At 32.3% G+C, this 21,647-nt stretch carries 20 protein-coding genes and 1 tRNA gene; 8 read left to right on the forward strand and 13 right to left on the reverse strand.

Features of this window, described 5'->3' with window-relative positions; all coding sequences use genetic code 11:
* The first annotated feature begins 495 nt into the window (after positions 1-495).
* Positions 496-1,659: an aspartate kinase gene (locus tag WOVOC_RS01290; protein ID WP_025264076.1), complete on the forward strand. Its 1,164-nt coding sequence runs from the start codon at positions 496-498 to the stop codon at positions 1,657-1,659.
* 1,720 nt (positions 1,660-3,379) lie between these two features.
* On the opposite strand, the gene tyrS is transcribed toward WOVOC_RS01290, so the two are convergent.
* Together tyrS and rsfS are read right to left on the reverse strand one after the other, a co-directional pair.
* Complete coding sequence (gene tyrS / locus WOVOC_RS01295; RefSeq protein ID WP_014869114.1) at positions 3,380-4,642, reverse strand: tyrosine--tRNA ligase; 1,263 nt, start codon at positions 4,640-4,642, stop codon at positions 3,380-3,382.
* A gap of 251 nt (positions 4,643-4,893) precedes the next feature.
* Complete coding sequence (gene rsfS / locus WOVOC_RS01300; protein ID WP_025264077.1) at positions 4,894-5,211, reverse strand: ribosome silencing factor; 318 nt, start codon at positions 5,209-5,211, stop codon at positions 4,894-4,896.
* Between the two features lie 472 nt (positions 5,212-5,683).
* On the opposite strand from rsfS, the gene WOVOC_RS04900 reads away from it, so the two are divergent.
* The 3 genes from WOVOC_RS04900 (at position 5,684) to WOVOC_RS01315 (ending at position 7,254) form a co-directional block, all read left to right on the forward strand.
* Positions 5,684-5,812, forward strand: coding sequence for a hypothetical protein (locus WOVOC_RS04900; protein ID WP_255325496.1), 129 nt, complete (start codon positions 5,684-5,686; stop codon positions 5,810-5,812).
* A 149-nt stretch (positions 5,813-5,961) separates the two neighbouring features.
* On the forward strand, positions 5,962-6,447 hold the full coding sequence (locus WOVOC_RS01310) for an RNA pyrophosphohydrolase (protein ID WP_025264078.1): 486 nt from the start codon (positions 5,962-5,964) through the stop codon (positions 6,445-6,447).
* Positions 6,448-6,462: 15 nt separating this feature from the next.
* On the forward strand, positions 6,463-7,254 hold the full coding sequence (locus WOVOC_RS01315; protein ID WP_025264079.1) for a TatD family hydrolase: 792 nt from the start codon (positions 6,463-6,465) through the stop codon (positions 7,252-7,254).
* A 13-nt stretch (positions 7,255-7,267) separates the two neighbouring features.
* On the opposite strand, the gene mdh is transcribed toward WOVOC_RS01315, so the two are convergent.
* Genes mdh through WOVOC_RS01345 form a run of 6 tightly spaced genes read right to left on the reverse strand, consistent with a single transcriptional unit; the run spans position 7,268 to position 10,977 of the window.
* A complete protein-coding gene (mdh, locus tag WOVOC_RS01320) occupies positions 7,268-8,218 on the reverse strand; it encodes a malate dehydrogenase (protein WP_014869118.1) in 951 nt (316 codons plus the stop codon).
* Between the two features lie 3 nt (positions 8,219-8,221).
* A complete protein-coding gene (locus WOVOC_RS01325) occupies positions 8,222-8,794 on the reverse strand; it encodes an NADH-quinone oxidoreductase subunit C (RefSeq protein WP_014869119.1) in 573 nt (190 codons plus the stop codon).
* A gap of 1 nt (position 8,795) precedes the next feature.
* Complete coding sequence (locus WOVOC_RS01330) at positions 8,796-9,302, reverse strand: NuoB/complex I 20 kDa subunit family protein (RefSeq protein ID WP_014869120.1); 507 nt, start codon at positions 9,300-9,302, stop codon at positions 8,796-8,798.
* 4 nt (positions 9,303-9,306) lie between these two features.
* Positions 9,307-9,660, reverse strand: a complete 354-nt coding sequence (ndhC, locus tag WOVOC_RS01335; protein ID WP_014869121.1) for an NADH-quinone oxidoreductase subunit A — start codon at positions 9,658-9,660, stop codon at positions 9,307-9,309.
* Positions 9,661-9,687: 27 nt separating this feature from the next.
* Positions 9,688-10,056, reverse strand: a complete 369-nt coding sequence (locus tag WOVOC_RS01340; RefSeq protein WP_025264080.1) for an HIT domain-containing protein — start codon at positions 10,054-10,056, stop codon at positions 9,688-9,690.
* Between the two features lie 3 nt (positions 10,057-10,059).
* Positions 10,060-10,977, reverse strand: a complete 918-nt coding sequence (locus WOVOC_RS01345; RefSeq protein ID WP_025264081.1) for a hypothetical protein — start codon at positions 10,975-10,977, stop codon at positions 10,060-10,062.
* A 188-nt stretch (positions 10,978-11,165) separates the two neighbouring features.
* Here WOVOC_RS01345 and WOVOC_RS01350 point away from each other — a divergent pair, with 188 nt between their 5' ends.
* On the forward strand, positions 11,166-12,659 hold the full coding sequence (locus WOVOC_RS01350) for a UDP-N-acetylmuramoyl-tripeptide--D-alanyl-D-alanine ligase (protein WP_025264082.1): 1,494 nt from the start codon (positions 11,166-11,168) through the stop codon (positions 12,657-12,659).
* Between the two features lie 911 nt (positions 12,660-13,570).
* Here the strand turns inward: WOVOC_RS01350 and WOVOC_RS01355 are convergent.
* A tRNA-Arg gene (locus tag WOVOC_RS01355) sits at positions 13,571-13,644 on the reverse strand.
* A 192-nt stretch (positions 13,645-13,836) separates the two neighbouring features.
* Between WOVOC_RS01355 and rpe the strand changes: the two genes are divergently transcribed.
* Complete coding sequence (rpe, locus tag WOVOC_RS01360) at positions 13,837-14,517, forward strand: ribulose-phosphate 3-epimerase (RefSeq protein ID WP_025264083.1); 681 nt, start codon at positions 13,837-13,839, stop codon at positions 14,515-14,517.
* Positions 14,518-14,585: 68 nt separating this feature from the next.
* Here rpe and pnp read toward each other — a convergent pair whose 3' ends face one another.
* Genes pnp through truB form a run of 3 tightly spaced genes read right to left on the reverse strand, consistent with a single transcriptional unit; the run spans position 14,586 to position 18,016 of the window.
* Positions 14,586-16,853 (reverse strand): polyribonucleotide nucleotidyltransferase, encoded by a 2,268-nt coding sequence (pnp, locus tag WOVOC_RS01365; RefSeq protein WP_025264084.1) that lies wholly within the window; start codon positions 16,851-16,853, stop codon positions 14,586-14,588.
* Positions 16,854-16,867: 14 nt separating this feature from the next.
* On the reverse strand, positions 16,868-17,140 hold the full coding sequence (rpsO, locus tag WOVOC_RS01370; protein WP_014869127.1) for a 30S ribosomal protein S15: 273 nt from the start codon (positions 17,138-17,140) through the stop codon (positions 16,868-16,870).
* A 12-nt stretch (positions 17,141-17,152) separates the two neighbouring features.
* Positions 17,153-18,016: a tRNA pseudouridine(55) synthase TruB gene (gene truB, locus WOVOC_RS01375; protein WP_044104115.1), complete on the reverse strand. Its 864-nt coding sequence runs from the start codon at positions 18,014-18,016 to the stop codon at positions 17,153-17,155.
* A gap of 158 nt (positions 18,017-18,174) precedes the next feature.
* Here truB and WOVOC_RS01380 point away from each other — a divergent pair, with 158 nt between their 5' ends.
* A complete protein-coding gene (locus WOVOC_RS01380) occupies positions 18,175-18,888 on the forward strand; it encodes a hypothetical protein (protein ID WP_025264086.1) in 714 nt (237 codons plus the stop codon).
* Positions 18,889-19,542: 654 nt separating this feature from the next.
* Here the strand turns inward: WOVOC_RS01380 and WOVOC_RS01385 are convergent.
* Entirely contained in the window at positions 19,543-20,742 is a 1,200-nt protein-coding gene (locus WOVOC_RS01385) for a cysteine desulfurase family protein (RefSeq protein WP_198642980.1), read from the reverse strand.
* A 93-nt stretch (positions 20,743-20,835) separates the two neighbouring features.
* Between WOVOC_RS01385 and WOVOC_RS01390 the strand changes: the two genes are divergently transcribed.
* Positions 20,836-21,534: an alpha/beta hydrolase gene (locus tag WOVOC_RS01390; RefSeq protein ID WP_025264088.1), complete on the forward strand. Its 699-nt coding sequence runs from the start codon at positions 20,836-20,838 to the stop codon at positions 21,532-21,534.
* Positions 21,535-21,647 lie beyond the last annotated feature (113 nt).

The raw sequence follows: 21,647 nt of genomic DNA on the forward strand, positions 1-21,647 counted from the left end.
GAATAATTTACCACATAACTCTTTTACTAAAGTATTTTTTATCAGGATCGTTTTCCAACGGTTTTATTATGAATTCTTTAAGAATAAGATTATTTGATAAAGTAATCTTAAATTTCTGCTCTACTTCTTTATTGTTTTGATTTTTACCTGAATGATATTCCAACGATAATTTATGGTATTGTGTATTGAACTTTTCCTCAGTACTTCAATACTAAACAATATTAGAGTTTGCTATATTCTCCTTCTGAATATCAAACATCAAAAATAATTACTTTAAAGTGCGATATTTATTCTTACTTAAACTCTTTTTATATAAGATAGTCTATACTATAATACACTACACCCCAAGTTTACTAGTTATAAATTCATATTTCTAGATTAGTCAACTATTTTATTGATCTCTTTTTTTTCTAAGTGGTCTTTAAGAATTGTTCTTATCATAAATTTTTCCTATAAGAACTATATTTTTCTCTAGAGGAAAGTTATATTGTAGCCATGGACAATATAATCATAAAAAAATTTGGTGGGACTTCATTAACTGACTTAAATCGAGTTGCAAACTTAATAAAAAAAGATGTTGAGAAAGGTTGCAATGTAGTCGTTGTTGTTTCTGCTGTTGCAGGATTGACTGACCAAATGGTCTTTCAGGCTAGACAAATCTCAAATTTAAGCTGCAGAGGAGAACTATCAGAATATGATGTTCTACTTTCGGCAGGAGAGCAGATTTCTTGTGGTCTATTAGCAATCACTCTTCAATCTATTGGAGTGAACGCTAAATCTTGGCTTGCTTGGCAGTTACCAATCATGACTGATGATTTTCATTCTGAGTCTAAAATAAAAACAATAAAGATCGATCTTTTGAAAAGATCTTTTGCTGAAGGTTACACTGTTGCAATTATTGCTGGTTTTCAGGGCATACATGGTAATAGAATCACTACTTTTGGCAGAGGAGGCTCTGATATATCAGCAGTTGCCCTCGCAGTAGCTTTTAATGTTAAGGTTTGTGAGATTTTTACTGATATCGATGGAATATATACAGCTAATCCAAAAATTGTTCCAAAGGCACATAAGCTTAAGTTTGTTTCTTACGATGAAATGTTGGAGATGTCGTTATCTGGTGCTAAAATACTGCATAATCGTTCAGTACAGCTTGCAATGAAACATAATATTAAAATACAAGTGCTATCTACTTTTAAAAAGGTAGAAGGGACTGTGGTACTGCATGAAAAAGATGTGCTGGAGAGGTATACAATTACTGGAATAACTTGTAGTACTAATGAAGTCCTTGTGACTTTTGCTAATCTTGCAAGTACCTTACATATTTTAAAGGATATGGTAAGGACAAACATGAAAATTAATATGATACACGGGTCAGGTTTTGTGATTCCTGAGTTTGATATCGATTTAATGAAAAAATTACTGAGCAAAAATGAGAATCATGTTATAAACAGTAATATAGCTAGAATTTCAATAATTGGTATTGGTGTTATGTCTAATGCTGAAGTAATGCATCGTATACTCGAGGTCTTGAGCAAAAAAAACATAGAAGTACTTGCTATCACAGCATCTGAAATCAAGATCAGTATAATCATTCAGAGAGAATGTGCTGAAGCCCTAGTTAAAGATTTATATACTGAGTTGATGTGTAGCACTAAATAGTGATCTTATATATTAGCGACTTCCTTTGTTAAAAAACTCAGAAAAATGTTGTATAACCTTTTTAATAGAGACTTTAGTAAAACTTACGTAAGCTTTAAAAGCAAAATAACCTTTAACAAGGAAGTATTAGAATGTTTTAAATGGACTAGTTGAAATAAAAAAGAATCTATTAAAGAGCTAACAGAAAAATTGATATTAGGAGAAATTAAAAAATGTGAAAGATAGAATATTAATTGAGCGCACTGCTAAACTTCATATTTCAGGTGCAAAAAACAGTTGTTTTAATAGATACTAAATGAGATTAAAAGATATCAGATAGAACTCAAAAAGGTATAAGGTTAAGTCTCTAAAAAATGTTAGTGAAAAGGACTTACAAAGGCTCTCAAAAAAAATATAGAAAGAACATTTAGGTCAGAGAAAAATAAAATGTTGTAGAGCCGTTATTTTAGATCTCCCAGAGGCAATGTTTGACTTTTCTAGTTTTAGTAGCTGTAATATAAGGTTTTTCTATTTCTTAAGAAATAAATAACTTCAAATTCACTAACTTGACGTTGGTGTTTTAGTACTCAGATAACTGAAACGCTGGTGTACCTATACTTGATCTTACCCAGAAAAAGTAGAGAGAAAGTTTGCCTTTCGCTTCAAAAGCTAATCTGCCACGACTTCAACATGGCCATTTCTTTTTGTTGTCAGTTTTGTCTTTGTTTGCTTTTAATTAGTTTCTAAAGTCGGATTTATCAGCTGATCTTTGAATGATCCGGTATCTTGTAGATTTCTTTTTAGCTAGAATTTTAGTGACTTTAACATTGATTCTTCTGGCTCTTTGAGTAATTTTTAATCATTAAATAGTAAAAATGCGTTCAACTTGACAACCAGGTTTTACATTCATATTTTTTTAACGCTTGTCTTTTTGTTTATAGTTTAGCACAGTTTAGATATATCTAAATAATATAGTTTAACTTAATTCCACTTCAGTTAAATAATTTTAAAAAATATTTACGCCATTTTTTAAAATCTTGCCGTTAGGAGTTCATGTAGTAAAACCTACAAATGGCTTTTCATGACTAACTTTTGAATATATTAGCTTTAATGGCTAACTTATTAATCATTCAATATGATTTATTTTACACTTTTGAGTAGAACTGTTTTGTTATTTCTGAAGTCAAACTGCAATTGGCAGAAGCATTTGGCATAAATATCTGTAATTTTAATAAAATCTATACTATGAAGCTTGCACTTCTCCAATCTTTTTAGTTAGCTCATTAAAATAATCTCCATCGAACTTGTTACCGCTCTTCAGTAGTTTGCTATCTAATGCGAACCTTTTGATGATGCACCTCTTCAAAACTTTTGTAGAACATACTCTAATGTTTTTGCTTTCTGGGAATTTACTTTATCACTAACAGATGAAATTGTATCTAAATTGCAAAATTGTGTAAGATAACTTTTACCATTAAAAGCACAGTTATTTCCATTTTAGAAATAACCGCTTTCTCCTATAGTTTACTGAGTTTAAATATATTTTTTGTATGCTTAGCAAAATAGCCTGAAGTTATATACCAAATAACTCTGAAATTTTTTTCTGCATGAGCTAAATATCCTACTTGATTAATACAAAAACATTGACTCTCGCATTTTTGCTTGGAGTTATGCATAACAAATTTTACTTTCTAGTATTCTCTCAGTTGTTTTTATACATAATTTCTCATTTGTATGAAATTTATTTTTTAACTTTATTTACTATAATCTTAATATGACGTTTCCTTCCTGCGGATAGTTTAATGAATGACTGACTTTTGAAGTTTTCAGAATTTATCATATAGTTAATATCATTAATAGTATGGTCATTAATTTTGCATCCATTACCCTGTATTAAACGCTTTGCAGCACCTTTTGAAGGTTCAAGACTGGTGTTGTTCAGTAGATCTACTAAGGATATGCCATTTGCAACCTGTTCTTTTGTTATGGTATATTCAGAAAGTAGTGAACTGTTTCCATTTTCAAAGGCAGAGACTGAAGCATATTGTGCAAGTTCTGCTTCTTTTTCACCATGGCATATTTTTACAGCTTCCGTTGCCAAAACTTTTTTTGCTTCGTTTATTTCCTTACCCTTCAAAGATTCTAATTTTTTAATCTCATCAATTGGTATATCAGTGAGCAATCTCAAAAAACGTCCTATATCTTGATCATCAACATTGCGAAAATATTGCCAATAGTCATAAGGTTTTAGCATATTATCATCAAGCCATACTGCTCCACTTTTTGTTTTGCCCATTTTTACTCCTTGAGAATTTAGTAGAAGAGGAGTGGTAAGACCAAACAACTCAGGTAGGTTTAATTTTTTGCCAAGTTCAATTCCATTTACTATATTTCCCCACTGATCCGATCCCCCAATCTGCAGACGACAGTTGTATTTTTTATTCAATTCAACAAAATCATAGGCTTGCAGTAGCATGTAATTAAACTCTGAAAAACTTAGATTTTGCTCTTTATCAAGCCTAATTCTTATACTGTCAAAATTTAGCATACGATTTACAGAAAAATATGCTCCTATGTCACATAAAAAATCTATGTACTTTATGCTATCTAACCAATCTGCGTTATTTACGATCACTGCACCAGTCTTGCTGTCGTTAAAAGACACCATTTTTTCTAATATCTTTCTTATATCAGATGTATTTTGCTTAATGTTCTCTATGGGTAAGATGCTTCTCTTCTTGTCTTTAAAAGATGGATCGCCAATTTTTGTTGTGCCACCCCCAAGCAAAATTATCGGCTTATAACTAAATTTTTGTAAGTGACGCAGCATCATAACTTGAATTAGATGACCAACATGTAAACTAGGTGCTGTGCAATCAAACCCAATATATGCGACTATGTAATTATTCTGCGATAATAGTTGATCTAACCCTTCAATGTTTGTACATTGGTATAAATATCCTCTCTCTCGGATAAAATCTAAGAATTCTGATTTGTGCTCCATAATTTTCCTAGTGTACTATTCTTTATATGTGAACATTATTATTAGAGTCATTGATAATGGTGTCATCCCAATGTGTGATGCTAAAATCCAGTTTCTCATACAATTTTATCAAAAAAGTTATATAATATGTTCATCTATAACTAAGCTTTCTGTATCAAGGCGCTGAGGTGACAAACTCTCTTCTTGGGGAGTTAACCGTAAAGATACTATACTTATATAGTTGTACATTAACTACTTAGATGCTTACTCAATTAATTCCATAACTCTTCTATTTTATAGTATTCTCTTACTTCTGGCTTGAATATATGAACCATTATATCTTGAAAATTTACAACTACCCAATTACCTTTATTTATACCTTCTACGTCTATTTTATCATGTGGTTTGAGGCTTCTTATTATGTGCTCAGCTAATGCTTTAACGTGGTAGTTTGAGTTTCCAGATGCAATAATCATATATTTTGCAATAACAGTTTTATTTTGCACATTAAGAGTAGTTATATCATGACCTTTATTCTGACTTATGACACTTACAATTGTATTCTTTATTGATTCTGTATCACTGGATATACTATTATTCATTATATTATTTATCTACCTCAAAATTATATATTTACCTACGATAATACACTAAAATTCCTAAAAATGAACTATTTTGATGTAATAGTATATACAATACATATACTTTTATATATATTATAAAGGTAGTTTCTCTAACATTGTGTTTATTATAAGCTAGGCTCTTATTTAATTGGCTTTTCAGTAGTGATAAGCTTACTATAAAAGAACTGTGTAAGATTACTGATTCAGCGATATTATGTAATAACTCGTCTAATAACATTGAATTTGAGATTGCTAAATTACTAAGTGTTGAAGTTTCTGATAACTTATGGTAAATTTTTACAGCTGAAGAAGATATATTAGTGATACTGTTGAAATATCATATAAAACTAAAGTACTATATGTATTTGTAAATGAGCTGATAGATGCTGATTCCCCTATAGCCAGAAAATATACAGCTTGATGGTAAATTTAGGTAAAAATGGGTATAGAAATTTTTTCTGTAGTATTACATCGCAGTAATAAAGGACTAATAAAGTGTGTTGAACTAAAAGAGGAGTATAAGGTAAATAAAATCATTGGGTTCAGGTTTTGCTATAAAAATGATTAAAGAAAAAAGGTTATTTATGCCTGAAGGTTCACTTAAAATTGATAATTCGAATTTGAGTGCAAAGGAAGTTTTAAAAAGAATTGTTGAAAAATTTAATAATATAACTAAATTAGTTAAGATTATAATAAATTATTTAATAAAGCATACTCGTGATTAAGCAGAAAGATAGGTATCGTTCTTGTGTTGGTATAATGCTATTGAATAAACAAGGGCACGTTTTTGTCGGAAAACGCTTTAAAAGTGACTTTTACTGGCAGATGCCACAAGGAGGGATTAATGATGGTGAAGAGTTAGAGCAGGCAGCATTGCGTGAGTTGCTAGAAGAGGTTGGTACTGATAAAGTAAAGATTGTAGCTAAAAATAAGGGTTGGATATATTATAATTTGCCTGAGAAATTCATACCAATTTGTTGGGACAGAAGATATTTCGGTCAAAAGCAAAAATGGTTTTTAATGAAATTTTATGGAGAAGATAAGGATATTAATATTAACTATACTGATCATTCAGAGTTTAAAGAGTGGTATTGGCAAAATGTGGATGATTTAGTAGCCAATGTTATACCTTTTAAAAAAGAAGTTTATAAAACTGTAATAGAAGAGTTTTCTTTTCAAATAAAAATCCCTATTATTGAGTAACATTTATATGCACTCGTGATAATAGATTCTCATTGCCATTTGATTTATTTCCAAGATAATGAAATACCAAAAGTGATTTCAAGGGCAAAGCAAAGTGGTGTAAAAATTTTACATAACATATGTACCAGCATTGATGATATTCCTAAACTACTAAAAATTTCCTTATCCTATAATCAGATTTACTCCTCTGTTGGTGTACATCCGCTTGATGCTACTGTAGGGAACGGCGAATTTATACATGTTGATGAATTAGTTGAATTTACTAAGAATCAAAAGATAATTAGCATCGGTGAAACTGGGTTAGATTTTTATGAGCTTGATAATAAAAATAATCAGAGAAAAAGCTTTGCATCGCACATAGAGGCGGCAAGGATAACAGGGTTACCTTTAGTTATTCATACTAGAAATGCTGATTGTGAGATGATTGATATGTTAAAATCAGAAATGAAAATTGGTGCTTTTAGTGGAGTAGTGCACTGTTTTGCTTCCTCTAAGGAGCTTGCTTACCAAGCTATGGATTTGGGATTGTACATTTCATTTTCTGGAATTATTACTTTTAAAAGTGCTAATTCACTCAGAAAAATTGCACAAAATGTGCTACGTGGACTTGTTTTAGTTGAAACTGATGCTCCATATTTGTCACCTGAGCCTTATAGAGGGAAAAAAAATGAGCCAGCAATGATAAAATATATTATAAATTGTCTAGCGGAGTTATGGAATGAATCACCTAATAAAGTAGCAGAAATAACTACAAATAACTTTTCTAGGCTGTTTGTGAAACTTAACCCTGAGAAGAAAAATCTATAAATTATTGATCTGCTTACGAAGCTAAAGATTTCATCAGTTCTTTTATTGCATTCACAGATTTATTGAACATTTCTTGTTCATTACTGTTCATCTTAATTTCTAAGACTTTTTCGATCCCATTTTTTCCAATAATTATAGGAACACCAACAAATAAGCCTTCTGCACCATATTCACCATTAAGATAGGCAGCACATGGTAATATACGTCTTCTATCTTTTAGATATGATTCTAGCATGCATATAACTGAAGATGCAGCAGAGTAATACGCGGATCCAGACTTAAGTAAATCGACTATTTCTTTGCCGCCATTGCGAGTGCGTTTAACTATTTCATCAACTTTTTCCTGTGTAATGAGGCCCATATCGATAATTTGGGTAAGAGGAATACCAGCAACTGAAGCGCAATTGATTAGAGGTACCATAGTGTCACCATGTCCTCCAAGCACAAAAGCAGATACATCCTCAATGGAAATATCTAGTTCTCTTGCAAGAAAATAACAAAAACGGGCAGAATCAAGCACTCCTGCCATTCCGACAATCATATTAGTTGAAAGGCCAGAATACTTGTGCACCACTGAAACCATGGCATCCAAAGGGTTAGTAACCACTATTACAAACGCATTTGGAGAATATTTTTTAATGTTTTCACCAGCCTCTTTCATTACTTTAGCGTTAGGTTGGAGAAGATCATCTCTGTTCATTCCAGGTTTTCTTGCAACGCCAGCAGTTATTATAATCGCGTCGGAGTTTTTTATATCTTCGTACCTATTTGTACCGATAATGCTGACATTAAGCCTGTCAATAGGAGATGACTCTGCAATGTCTAGCGCTTTACCTTGTGGTACTCCATCACTAATATCAAATAGAACAACATTGCCAAGCTCTCTGAGTGCAATCATATGAGCAAGAGTTCCTCCAATATTTCCTGCACCGATCAGAGATATTTTTTTTCTTTGTGTTGCCATTTTCTATTCTTTTGTATCTGTTTTTGCGGCTTTGCCTTCCCAAGGAGATAAGCTATTAAGTATACGAAAATCTTGCGGTAAATCTATAGGATTATATACAACCTTTTTTGCTTCTATATCATACTTTACTTCTTCGTAACCAGTAAGAGGGAAATCTTTTAACATAGGGTGGCCTTTAAATCCATAATCCGTTAGAATCCTACGTAAATCAGGATGATCAGAGAATTCTACTCCATACATATCGAACACTTCACGCTCAAACCAAGAAGCTGTGCTAAATATCTGTGCTATACTTGGAGGAGTGTCACTCTCATCTAATTGAAGTTTTATATGTAACCTGATATTGTATACGACACTAAGTAAGTTATATATTAATTCAAAACGCTTTTCTCTGTCTGGATAGTCAACTCCGAAAATATCAATTAATAATTCAAATCTGCATTTTTCATCATCACGCAAGAAAAGCAAGTGATTCTCAATATCGTCTAAGGCTGAATATATTATAATAGTACCATCATCTTGTTGAATACATTTACATTTGGTCTTTTTTTGTATATATTTTGCAGTTTTATTCATTCTATATATTCTGGGTTCTTTTTATTTTGTTTTGTAGGCATAGCATTCCATATAGCAGCGCCTCAGCGGTTGGTGGGCATCCAGGAACGTATATATCAACTGGCACAATTTTATCACAACCACGAACCACTGAATAAGAGTAGTGATAATACCCACCACCATTTGCACAACTTCCCATAGAAACAACGTATTTTGGATCTGCCATTTGATCATATACTTTGCGCAATGCTGCTGCCATTTTATTGGTTAATGTTCCAGCAACAATCATAACGTCCGCTTGTCTTGGACTTGCACGAAACATTATGCCGTATCTATCAAGATCGTAACGGCTGGATGCAGTGTGCATCATTTCCACTGCACAGCATGCAAGACCAAATGTCATCGGCCATAATGAACCAGATCTTGCCCAATTAATTACATAATCTACTAAATTACCAAATTTAGTAATAAGAAATCCTTCTTTTTTATAAGAACTATAATAGTTATTAGATAAAATTTGACTTTTCATAAACTTACTCCCATTCTAATACACCTTTACACCACTCATAGATAAAGCCTACAGTAAGAATTGAAAGAAATATCATCATAGACCAAAATCCACAATAACTTATTTTGGATAGGGAAACAGCCCAGGGGAAAAGAAAGATAACTTCTAAATCAAATATTATAAATAATATTGAAACTAAGTAAAATTTGATGTTAAAAATTTTTCTTGTTCTTGATAAAGGATTGAAACCACACTCATATGTAGAAAGCTTTTCACTATCCGGATTGCTTACGGCAAGAAATATAGGTAATACACCTAAGGCAAGGGATACTACCATTGACACACAAATAAAAATTACTATAGTTAAATATTCACTCATTTAACAAAACATATAGAAAAAGCAACACTATAAATTTACATGCTTCCCTAGTCTCTTACCACCTAAAATATGTACATGAAAATGTGGCACAACTTGCTCTCCATTTTCACCGTAGTTAGTAACTAACCTGTATCCTGTTTTTTCTAAATTATATTTGTATGTTACCTTTCTTACAATTTTAAAGAACCATACTATCTCCTCTGCAGAAGCTTTTAGTATGAAGTCATCGTATGAAATATATTGATTTTTTGGTACGACTAAAATATGAACTGGTGCATCAGGATACTTATCATAAAATGCTAATACATCCTCATCTTCATACACTTTCTCGCAAGGTAACTCACCCCTTAATATTTTGGCAAAAATATTATTGCTATCATAACCTTTGTTGTTCATATTTTAAGAACGGCCTTTTCCCTCTTTTTCCTTATTAAATATAAAAGATGGTTCTCTTATCTTACTAGAAGAAACACCTTCAAGATTCGAAAGATTACTTTCAACTCTTTTAATTCCAAATTTTCTTGCTTGTTTTCCGATACTTTGTGGTAATTTTATAGGAAACATGCCTTCCTTCTTACCATAAGGAAAATTGTTAGGATCAGTGATATTAAAATCTATATTTGCAATAACTTCTAATGATTGTCGTGGTGACTTTTCTGTATAGCTTATAGCTTTTGATAACCATTTATTACTTTTTTGATATAACATTTCCCCAATACCATATAGTAATTTCTTGTCTGTGTGAGTTACAAACTCTCCACCAGCGACTCTTGCCATGCCTTTGAGAGTACGATCAGCTTCATCGTAGATTTTATCAATAACAAGCTGTTTTACTTCCCCTTGGCTCTTTTCCCTGTATTTAGAATTACTTCTAATACTACTGATGATTTCCTCAACATCGACTGTAATCATAATTCTATTGTTTTCTTTATCCATATGCACGCTTGAGTATCTACTGTTTATCTCTTCTATTTTATTTAGCTGTTTTTCAGTTAAACAGGATATATCTCCAATCAAAGTCCTTGAAGCAAGAAAAATTACTAAGCCTTTCCCTTGTTTTATTACTTGTACACCAAGGTTCTTACTAGCTTCCGTGGTTCCTATAGACGGTCTATATTTCTTTTCTTCTTTAGGTACATTTACACCAGCAGTTTTCTTTAATGAAACTTTAGCATCATGTTGCATTTCATTCATTGAGGCACTTGGCTTCTTCATAGGGTAAATAAGCACTTTAAGCGGAAGAATAGACATGTTTTTTATAATTTTTATTGCTTTTTTAACTAACTTGCTTACTTTATTCCAGATTGATTCTACCATATATACTCCTAAAGCATTTTTCACAACTAAATGTTATAACACACTTTAACTATAGATAAAAACACTTAAACTCCTATATTTAGAGTAAGGTGAAATTATAGGGATTGCAATCATTATTTATACACATGCTAAAAAATATTTAGCATCTTAGCTACTTTTATTGTTTAATTTACTTTTAACGTAAAATTATGTTCAAGTGGAATGCAAGCAATATTATCGATGCTACTAATGGAAGAGAGGAGAGTAGTTGTAATTGGATGCATAGCTCAAATATTTCAATAGATACAAGAAGTATAAAAAAAGGTGATATATTTATTGCTCTCAAGGGGAAAAATTTTGATGGACACGATTTTCTACATGATGCCTTTTTAAAAGGAGCAACAGTTGCAATAGTAAGCGAGAATAAATATAAGAATTTTCCTTTGATTATTGTGCAAGATACCTTTAAAGCTTTGCACGACATGGCATCGTATTACGTTAGAAACGTTCTTGCTAATGCTAAGATTATTGCGATTACAGGCAGTATTGGGAAAACTACTACAAAGGACATGTTACATATCGTTCTATCGCAATATGGAGTATCTTATGTAACAGAAGGTAATTTAAACAATAATATAGGACTACCCCTAACAGTTTTAAGAGCTCCAGAAAATTGCCAGTACTTAATTCTTGAAATGGCAATGAATAAAGTTGGTGAAATAAAGAAGTTATCGAAGATTAGTAATCCTGATATTGCAATTATTACTAATGTGGAACCTGCGCATGTTGAGAATTTTTCGTCGCTATTTGATATTGCTCAAGCAAAATTGGAAGTTCTGCATGGTATGAAAACTAAAGGCACTTTAGTTTTGAACAAAGATAATAAATATTATAATTATCTTTTATCACATGCTAATAGAAATATAGTAAGCTTCGGTAAAGATAAAAATGCTACAGTTTGTTTACTAGATATAATAGAAAATAATGAATCTTCTGTCTTCATTCCAGCGCCTAGATACTGGAATATAGGAAGTCCAATCGTAAACGAGCGTATCAGACGATTATGTAATAAATCAGAGTTGTGCGCTGGAAATCTAGATGTTCATGGATTAGTTTTAAAAATTAGACTGAATAACGATCAAATTATAAACTGTAATTTATGCTTGAGAGGTGAACATTTTGCGTATTCTGCATTGGCTGTTATAGCAGTTGTACAAGTCCTTGGACTTGATTTATCAAAATTACTACTTGCACTTGAGAATTTTAGTGTAACCAAAGGTAGAGGCAGTGTTCATAAAGCTAAATATAATGAAAAATATGTATATTTAATTGATGATTCCTATAACGCTAGTCCTACTTCAATGGAAGCTGCAATAAGAACTTTAGGTACATATTCTAATCAAAGGAAAGTGGCACTACTTGGTGATATGTTAGAGCTTGGTAGTGAAAGCGTAATGTTTCACAAAAATTTGCTTAAGTCTATTATAGAATATAGCGTGGATAAAGTTTATACGGTTGGCAAATTTATGTTAGAATTGGATAAGCTTCTACCAGGAAACATAAGAGGTATGCATTTCAATAGTTCTAATCACTTGAAAAGTGATTTAGCTAGTATTATTCAGGATAATGATGTAATTCTAATTAAAGGTTCGCGGGGAGTAGAAATGAATCTTGTAGTACAAGAATTTGTAATAGAATATTAGAAAAAACTGTTGTATTAATTCAAGGTTAGGCTGTTAGAAGTTTTAATTGTGATAAAACGTATAGTTACTTTCGGTAAAACAAGATGTATGGAAAAATATATCATAAAAGCTTGGTAGCGGTCAGGCATATAATAGGAATATTTATCCGTAGTCAGGGTCAGGGAAAACTGCTTACCTGAAACTGCGTAAAAATTTAGGCTAAACATCAACACCTAAAGGCAACTTTTTTTGATAAAAAATTAATTTCAGCAAGTATGAAAGAATATGACACAGCCACGAACTTAGTGAGTATTATATAAAACAAAAAAGCATGATTTTCTATAAATTTTTCTGCTATGGGATAAAGGATGATAAGTTTCGAAAACATAATAAAAACAGACTAGAAGATGAAAAAAAGCTATAATTTCAGCATTTCTAGAAGCAATAATAACTAAATTAAGTTTTAAATAAATTTTTGCAAAATTAGCTACTTATTGTAGTACATCTACCGTTAATTGCCAGTGAATTAAATTTTAACCGAGATATGTATGTATAATTGACTTTGCTGAGGTGGTATGTAATGTTATTAGCTTTAATAAGCAAGATAAAAAATCTATGATATAAGTTAACTGAAGATTTACTTCTTAAAAATTTATTCTTAATATTATTAATAGAAAATACTTATTAGTTAATGCATTTTTCCTGATGACGAAGCTAATAGCTTTCCTCTTGGAGAAGAAACTCATTTCTCTGTTGCTAAAACCTATAATCCGTGATGCAAGCCTTATGCTTACTTAGCATCAGGTAAAGGTTATGATAAATAGCTCAATTGGAAAGTTAACTGACCCTTGAAATAATAAAAACCATTCATTACTAATGGAAAATATAGTACAGAATACTTGGAGATCTATAGAAAGCATTGATGTAAAGAATGCGCCCAGTAGGATTTGAACCTACGACCCACAGCTTAGAAGGCTGTTGCTCTATCCAGCTGAGCTATGGGCGCACACTATATATAATAAGTAGCTTCTTAACATGTATGGAGTCAAGGTGTTTTGTGTAAACATGGCGTTTGAATAAGTTTCTAAAAGACCTTGTCACTATAATATGTGATATTAACTTTTTTAGAGTCTATTAATCAAGAATTGGTGACAGAATTTTAAAAATAAGTTATTTTTTATTTTTTAGTAAACGGAGCATGAGTATCAAAATTGCACCTTCTATACTTTCAGCAGACTTTGCAAAATTAGGAGAAGAGATAAAAAAAATCAACAGCTTAGGTGTAGATTATATCCATATAGACGTTATGGATGGAAATTTTGTTCCAAATATTACAATTGGTCCAAGTGTTATTTCTGCAATACGTAAATATACCAGTCTTCTTTTTGACGTGCACCTGATGATTAAATCTCCGAGTAAACATATTGAAAGCTTTATAAATGCTGGTGCTGATATTATTACTGTACATGCAGAAGCAGAGATACATCTTGAGAAACTGATAGGAAAAATAAAGTCATATAAAAATACAAATGGTAGAAAAAAAACAGTTCAAGTTGGAGTTTCAATCGTTCCTTCAACTCCTCCTAGTGTTCTTGAGTACATAATACATGAGCTGGATGTTGTGCTAGTTATGACAGTTAATCCTGGATTTGCTGGACAGAAATTTATTCATTCACAACTGAGCAAGATATCTACTGTAAAAAAAATGATACAAGAGCGTGATCTCAAAACGCAAATTTCAGTAGACGGTGGAGTGAGCCTCTTAAACGCAGCTGATATAGTAAAGGCAGGTGCAGATATCTTAGTTACTGGATCAGCAATATTTAAGACTGAAAATATGAGAAAGACTGTAAATGACTTTAAAAACCTGTTATTGTAGCATAGTTGCGGAAACCTTTATCTAACAGTAAACTAATTATTAATAAAATAATAGAAAGAATCACATTTTTAATAGAAGCTAGGTGAAGAGTCATCATTACCGAATTGCGTCCTGTTATTTCTATTACCAAATCCAGAACGAGAGCGGATAGGCCGTTTACGGTATCCAGATTTTTTGTTAAATGGAGTATTATAATAGCCTCTCTCATTTGAACCATTCTTTTTATCTTCATTATAAAGTTCGCCTTCAAAAAACTCACCTGTTTCTTGATCAACACGACGTCTTGACAATTTTGGACATCCACCTTTTTCAAAGTCAATTACCAATGCTCTAAAAATATCACCGTGTTTAAGTATATCTCCAATAGATTCTATATGTTGATTTGCCACTTCACTTATATGCATTTTACCTTTCCTTCCATTGAGAAGTTCGAGCTCTACAATAGACTTATCTATTTTTATGACTTTGGCATCAACTATGGCACCTTGCTCTAGTTCTGTTATTGAATTAATTAGCATGTTTTTTGCAATTTTAGCTTCATTGCTACTCATAGCAAACACAGAAACTTTGCCATCATCTCCTATTTCAACTTTTGCATTACTTTTTTCACACACATTTCGTATATTTTTTCCTTTAGCACCAATAGCTAAAGAAATTTTATCTTTATCTATATAAAATGATGTCATTCTTGGTGCATGACTTTTCACATCATCACTATGTTCTGAAATCACTGCATTCATTTTTTCTAAGATATGTAACCTTCCAGCTTTTGCTTGTTCTAGAGACTTTTCAATGATTTCGAAGCTTATACCAGAAACTTTCATGTCCATTTGCAGTGCCGTAATTCCTTCACTAGTTCCTGCTACTTTAAAATCCATGTCACCAAGACAATCTTCATCACCTAATATGTCAGAAAGTACTATATACTCGTTTCTGTCTTTAATGAGGCCCATAGCAATTCCAGCAACGTGAGCCTTTATTGGTACACCTGTATCCATCAAAGCAAGAGAAGTTCCACAAACTGTTGCCATGGAAGAAGAACCATCTGATTCCATAACTTCAGAGACTACTCTTATTGTATAAGGGAATTCAGATTTATCAGGTAAGACAGGATGAATTGCTTTCCAAGCAAGTTTACCATGACCGATTTCTCTCCTTCCTGGTGCACGTGTAGCAAAGGTCTCCCCAACAGCAAATGAAGGAAAATTGTAATGCAACATGAAATGTTCACGCCTATCACCTTCGATATCATCTATAATTTGTTCATCCTGTGTAGTACCAAGAGCAGTAACAACAAGCACCTGAGTGTTACCTCTTGTAAATAACGCAGAACCATGAGTTCTAGATAAAATATCAACTTCAACTTCTATTTGTCGTATTTCATCGTGTTTACGGCCATCTATTCTTGTTCCTTTCTTTTTAATTATCTCACGTACTAAAGATCTTTCAAAGCTTTTTATTGCATGCATAACCAGTCTCTCATCCTTTCCAGCTTCCTTTAAAGGACTTAATATATCACTTCTAAGCACCTCTAAAATTTGAGCTCGCTCTTGTTTTGCTGTTTGTGAATATGCTTTTTTAAAATCCTCACTATGCCTTTCAAGATCTTGTGTTATGTCTGATATATCAACAGAGGTGAACTTTTTGGGTTTACTATCAACTGTGTTAGCAAACTCCTTTATAAGCTTAATAACAGGTTGAAGGTGTTCGTGACCAAATTTGATTGCACTTAGAACATTTTCTTCAGAGAGCTCCTTTACTTCTGACTCGACCATTAAAATTGAACGTTCGTCACCAGATAAAAACAGATCTAAGTTGCTTATTTTCATCTCTTGGACAGACGGATTGAGTATATAGTTGTTATTTTCATCACAGCCAATCAAAGCTCCAGCTATAATAAAGTGAAAAGGAACACCAGAAATTGCAAGGGCTGCAACAGTACCAATCAATGCTGGTACTTCAGGAGGGTTAATGGTATCATAAGTTAACAAATTACACACTACACTGATTTCGTCATGAAAACCTTCTGGAAATAGTGGCCTTATACTTCTATCTACTACTCTTGAAATTAAAGTTTCTCTGTCAGATGGCTTACCTTCTCTTTTTAAAAAACCACCTGGGATTCTACCTATGGCATAGCTTTTTGCGATAAATTGTACGTTGAGAGGTAAAAAATCAATATTTTCTTCTTTCTTTTTGCGCACGACAGTTACTAGAATACAAGTATTACCATAATTCACAACTACTGAACTATCAGCTTGACGTGCTATTTTCCCTGTTTCCAAAGATAAGGTACGGTTACCCCACTCTATTGACTTTCTTATGATTTTAAACATACTGAATTCCTCAATTATTTTCTAATGCCTAACTTCTCTATCAACTCCTGGTAGGTTTTATCACCAAACTTGCGCTTTATATAATTTAAGTGCTTGCGTCTCCTACCTATTAATATAAGTAAACCACGCTTGGAGTGATGGTCATGCTTGTGCACTTTAAAATGTTCAGTCAAGTTACTGATCCTTTCGGTTAAGATTGCACATTGTACAAAAGACGAACCTGTATCATTTTCCTTGATTGAATATACATTTATTAAATTCCTTTTCTTTTCAGATGTTATTGACATCCAAACCTCATTTTAAATGTTAAAAAGACGAATAGGCTTTACATAACCATACGCAAAACTACAAATTGCAATAGGCATATTACCCATTACCACACAAAAGGTATCATAATTCTTTAACTTGAGCAAATTATTTAATACGATTACTTGACCTTTTCTAATTTTGCTTGCTTCTTCTGTAGAAATTTCAACCTTGAACATTGACTCTAGGATAGATCCGATAGGGATAACTTTATCTTTTTTGGTCAATTGTTCAATTATCACTGACTCAGCTTCTTTAAAATTACCTACCATAGTCCTTCTTAATTTTGTAATATGTCCAAAGCAATTTAATGCAATCCCAAGATCTCTTGCAATTGATCTTACATATACACCACTACCACACATCATAGAAAAATTAGCACTATTATTTGTAGTGTTAACAGAAATTAATTTCAGTTCATATATTTGCACTAAGCGAGGCCTTATATTTGCTTTTTGTCCGTTTCTCGCTAATTTATACGCCCTTGTTCCATTGATTTTTACTGCTGAAAATTGAGGAGGAGTCTGTGCTATCTTACCAACAAAGTTCTTGATAGCGCAATTTATTTGATCATATTTAGGTTCCATATTGCTGGTCTTAGTAATATCACCATCCGCATCGTCTGTAGTTCTTTGTTCACCCCACTTTACTGTGAAGTCATATACTTTTGAATCATAAAATAAATACGGTATAGTTTTTGTTGCCTCGCCAAGGGCAATTGGTAATACACCTGAAGCTAAAGGGTCAAGCGTTCCTAAATGACCAGCTTTTTTAATTCCAAATATCCTTTTAACTTGTGCTACTGCTTGCGCAGAGCTAATTCCTATTGGTTTATCAAGATTCAGCCAGCCATGTATCATACACTAATTGTACATGATTGAATCTCGGTCAGTAATAATAATAATAGTTTAGGAAGCAGATTTGGTTATCATTAAACTATTATAAATAAAGCTTGACTAACATGTGTCGTTAGTATAAAATTAACTTTTATTAACTTTAATTAGAGGGAGTTATTATGACTACAAAACCAAATGTATGGAAATGGAAAAACACTGTGTCTGTAACAAAAACAAGCATCGAAGGTGTAATTGTAGTTACATCTTTAGCAGCGGCAATAACAACAGTATTAGTTGCTACTAATGTAATTGCTGGACCTGCATTTTTAGCATCTGTTTCCAACCCTGTTGGAATTGCAGCTTTATTTATCATTACTGCATATTTTACTGTGAAAACTATTTCTTCGTATCAGCAAATGTATGCAATGGAGGGAGTTCAAGGTAAAGCTGGTAAAGATGGTAAGGATGCAAACTTTGCTGTTCTTATTGGCGATTCAGTAAAGAGTGGTGAAATTGTTGAAAAAAAGGTTCAAGAAACAGATGGTAGACACACTCAGCAGTTATTTCTGGTACTTCCAATTAATGACTATAAAGCATTAGCAGGAGATGATAAAAAAGCAGTTCATGTATTGTTAGCGGGTAAAAAGGTTGAAGTTGAACTTGCACATGTAGATCCTAAAGATGATGCTAGTGAGTATAAAGTGAAAGTAGCTAAGGTAGGTGGTAAAGATCAACTTGCTGATATGAAAACAGAGTTAGGTATGAGTAATTCTAATTTACTAAGAGTTGCAGTAAGTAATCAAGATCTGAAAGCTTTAAAAGCTAATGTATCAGCTAAGCTAGCAGATATTGCGGTAGAGGCAGCTATAGAAAAAGCTGGGAAAGTAGCTTAATTAAGGTCAGGAAGTGAAGAGGCAAAGGTGCTGTCTCTTCACTTCTTGTTTTAAAATAAAAACTCACAATAATTTACCTCAAATTTCAACTATGTCCTTATTAAAATCTATATCTAACATCCTTCTATGATATTACTCTGGTGCTCCTCTACGATGTAATCTCAATGCCCAGATACTTGGATTCAGGAAAGTTTACTGGCTTACAAGCAAGCTGATTTTGGTAAGTATAAAAGGTAGCTGATCTTATATTAAGATACAAAACATTTTTGATAATTATGAAAAGCTAGATTTCATTGTTACACGCTGGAATGACAACGTTTAGTGTAAAAGCAGATGTTTATGCATAAATTGCTTTAGCTATAAATATTTGAGAAGTTTACTAAATAAAAAAGGCAAGAACCTCTGTGAGGTGAATAGTTGTTTACTATCTAATTCTGCAATTTAGTGTTTTATGATGTTTTAACTGTTTTACAGTTTACATAAGTAAAATTTTTATTAAGACATAAGATGTATATAGTATAAAAACTAAACATAAAACGCAAATTGCGTGATATTTTATCATTTTAATCTTCATAGATTTAAGATAACTGGATGCTTTATTATTAGAGATGAAAGCTGGCAAAATTTATCAAGTAGTTTTTTTATTTCTATCAGTTACTTGTACATATTTAAGGTGTTCTTCTTGTAGATATCGTACCAACAATCTACTATTTTTTTTATGTCTTGTGGTTTATTTTGCGGACCTATGCTGATCCTAACTGAACAGTTTGCTTGCTCTTTTGTTGCTCCCATTGCAAGTAACACATAAGAAGGCTCAATTTTTCCAGAAGAGCATGCAGAGCCATTACTAACCGCAATGTTATTTAAATCAAAATGCATGAGCTGTACATCACTCTTCACTCCTGGCATATAAACGAAACTTGTATTTGGCAGTCTTTTAGAGTTTTTACCAAAGATTTTGATGCTGCTAACGAGATTCAATAACTTACTTTCTAATTGATCACGTAGTTTCTTAATTTCATTCATTTTTGATAGAAGATCTGGAACACTTTGTAATGCAGCAGAAAGACCTGCAATTGCAACAACGTTTTCTGTACCACCACGCAATCCTTTTTCTTGCCCACCACCTACTATTATAGGTTCTATCGTAAGGTTTTTATTAAATACTAGAACCCCACTACCTGCTATACCACCAAATTTATGAGCAGATAAAGTGAGTAAATCTACTCCTAAATTTTCCATGTTAACTTTAATTTTTCCAACACTTTGAGCAGCATCAGTGTGACAAATTGCTCCAAATTTATGAGCTATTTCAGCTATTTCCCTAATAGGTTGAACAACTCCAGTTTCATTATTAGCCATCATAACTGAAACTATTACTTTATTTCCCTTAAGTTTGCTTAGGATTTTTTCTAGCTCCAAAAGATCAATGATACCTTCTTGATTAACTGGTATTATGTGTGGGTTATGTGCAGAATTAAGAATTGAAGGATGCTCTATAGCTGAAACTACATACTGAAAGCCTGTTACTCCTCGCATGACGAGGTTGTTTGCTTCAGTTGCGCCAGATGTAAAAACTATTTCCTTGTCGCTTGAAACATCAATAATACCACACACGGCATCTCTTGCATCCTGAAGAATTTTTCTTGTTTCTTGTCCTTTTCTATGTAATGAAGAAGGATTCAGAATCTGTTTTGACAAGACTTCAAGTATGCTTTTTCTCACACCGTCACTAATCGGAGAAGTCGCATTATAGTCAGCATATATATAATTACTATTTTCTAAAAAAAATGAACTTAAAGGTTTATTTGTCACTGAATTGTAAAGACTTCTTTTATCATTAAAACTATACATATTTGCTTTAACATAACAAAAGCTTGTTGCAAAAATAGTAAGATTAATACATAATTAATATATTTATTAAATAGGTTTTTATTAGGAGTAAAAGTGGTAGAGGTTTTTTTGAATAATGCAACAAAAAAGATAGAAGGTGAGTATTACCAGAGCAAAAACGCTAATGCACCAGTTGTATTAATTTTACATCATCATCCCCAATATGGGGGAAATATGGATAATAAAATGATACATGGCATATATACATCTTTTATTGATAACAATTTTTCTGCATTGAAAATTAACTTTCGTGGTGTCGGAAAATCCACTGGAACTTTTGATAAGGGAATAGGAGAATTAACTGACGCTGCAGTAGCGATTGATTGGCTTCAAGAACATAATCCTAGCAATGTTCCAATCTGGGTTGCTGGGTTTTCTTTTGGAGCATGGGTAGCTATGCAGCTAACGATGCGCCGACCTGAAATAGTAGGTTTCATTGCTCTTTCTCTTCCAGCGACTAAATATGATTTCTCTTTTCTTTCCCCCTGTCCAGTTCCTGGACTCATAGTACAAAGCAGCAATGATACAATTTCAGAAGAAAGTGATGTAACGGAACTAACAAAAAGATTGATGAGCTCAGTAAAAAGTGACCATATGGAGTATCATGTAATAGATAATACTAATCATTTTTTAAGAGATAAAGAAGAGGAGGTGGTTCAAATCATAGATGATTATATAAAACTACGCTTAAATAGTGCGGCTATTTCTCTCCAAAAAGTAAGAAAAGAGGTAAAAATAAAAGAGTGTATCTAATCTTTACAAATGAGGAAAATAAGTGTAGTAATATAAGTAAGGAGATTCTGTTGTGTTTAGAAAATTGTTATTTCTTGTTTTAATTACATTGATGGTATCAGGTTGTCTCTTAA

This window comes from Wolbachia endosymbiont of Onchocerca volvulus str. Cameroon (assembly GCF_000530755.1).
In the GTDB taxonomy this organism is placed as follows: domain Bacteria; phylum Pseudomonadota; class Alphaproteobacteria; order Rickettsiales; family Anaplasmataceae; genus Wolbachia.

Bases quoted from the DNA above. Each gene is read 5' to 3' on its own strand.
- WOVOC_RS01290 (WP_025264076.1), top strand. From the start codon at position 496: ATGGACAATATAATCATAAAAAAATTTGGTGGGACTTCATTAACTGAC.
- tyrS (WP_014869114.1), bottom strand. From the start codon at position 4,642: ATGGAGCACAAATCAGAATTCTTAGATTTTATCCGAGAGAGAGGATAT.
- WOVOC_RS04900 (WP_255325496.1), top strand. From the start codon at position 5,684: ATGGGTATAGAAATTTTTTCTGTAGTATTACATCGCAGTAATAAAGGA.
- mdh (WP_014869118.1), bottom strand. From the start codon at position 8,218: ATGGCAACACAAAGAAAAAAAATATCTCTGATCGGTGCAGGAAATATT.
- WOVOC_RS01325 (WP_014869119.1), bottom strand. From the start codon at position 8,794: ATGAATAAAACTGCAAAATATATACAAAAAAAGACCAAATGTAAATGT.
- WOVOC_RS01330 (WP_014869120.1), bottom strand. From the start codon at position 9,302: ATGAAAAGTCAAATTTTATCTAATAACTATTATAGTTCTTATAAAAAA.
- ndhC (WP_014869121.1), bottom strand. From the start codon at position 9,660: ATGAGTGAATATTTAACTATAGTAATTTTTATTTGTGTGTCAATGGTA.
- WOVOC_RS01340 (WP_025264080.1), bottom strand. From the start codon at position 10,056: ATGAACAACAAAGGTTATGATAGCAATAATATTTTTGCCAAAATATTA.
- WOVOC_RS01345 (WP_025264081.1), bottom strand. From the start codon at position 10,977: ATGGTAGAATCAATCTGGAATAAAGTAAGCAAGTTAGTTAAAAAAGCA.
- WOVOC_RS01350 (WP_025264082.1), top strand. From the start codon at position 11,166: ATGTTCAAGTGGAATGCAAGCAATATTATCGATGCTACTAATGGAAGA.
- rpe (WP_025264083.1), top strand. From the start codon at position 13,837: ATGAGTATCAAAATTGCACCTTCTATACTTTCAGCAGACTTTGCAAAA.
- pnp (WP_025264084.1), bottom strand. From the start codon at position 16,853: ATGTTTAAAATCATAAGAAAGTCAATAGAGTGGGGTAACCGTACCTTA.
- rpsO (WP_014869127.1), bottom strand. From the start codon at position 17,140: ATGTCAATAACATCTGAAAAGAAAAGGAATTTAATAAATGTATATTCA.
- WOVOC_RS01380 (WP_025264086.1), top strand. From the start codon at position 18,175: ATGACTACAAAACCAAATGTATGGAAATGGAAAAACACTGTGTCTGTA.
- WOVOC_RS01385 (WP_198642980.1), bottom strand. From the start codon at position 20,742: ATGTATAGTTTTAATGATAAAAGAAGTCTTTACAATTCAGTGACAAAT.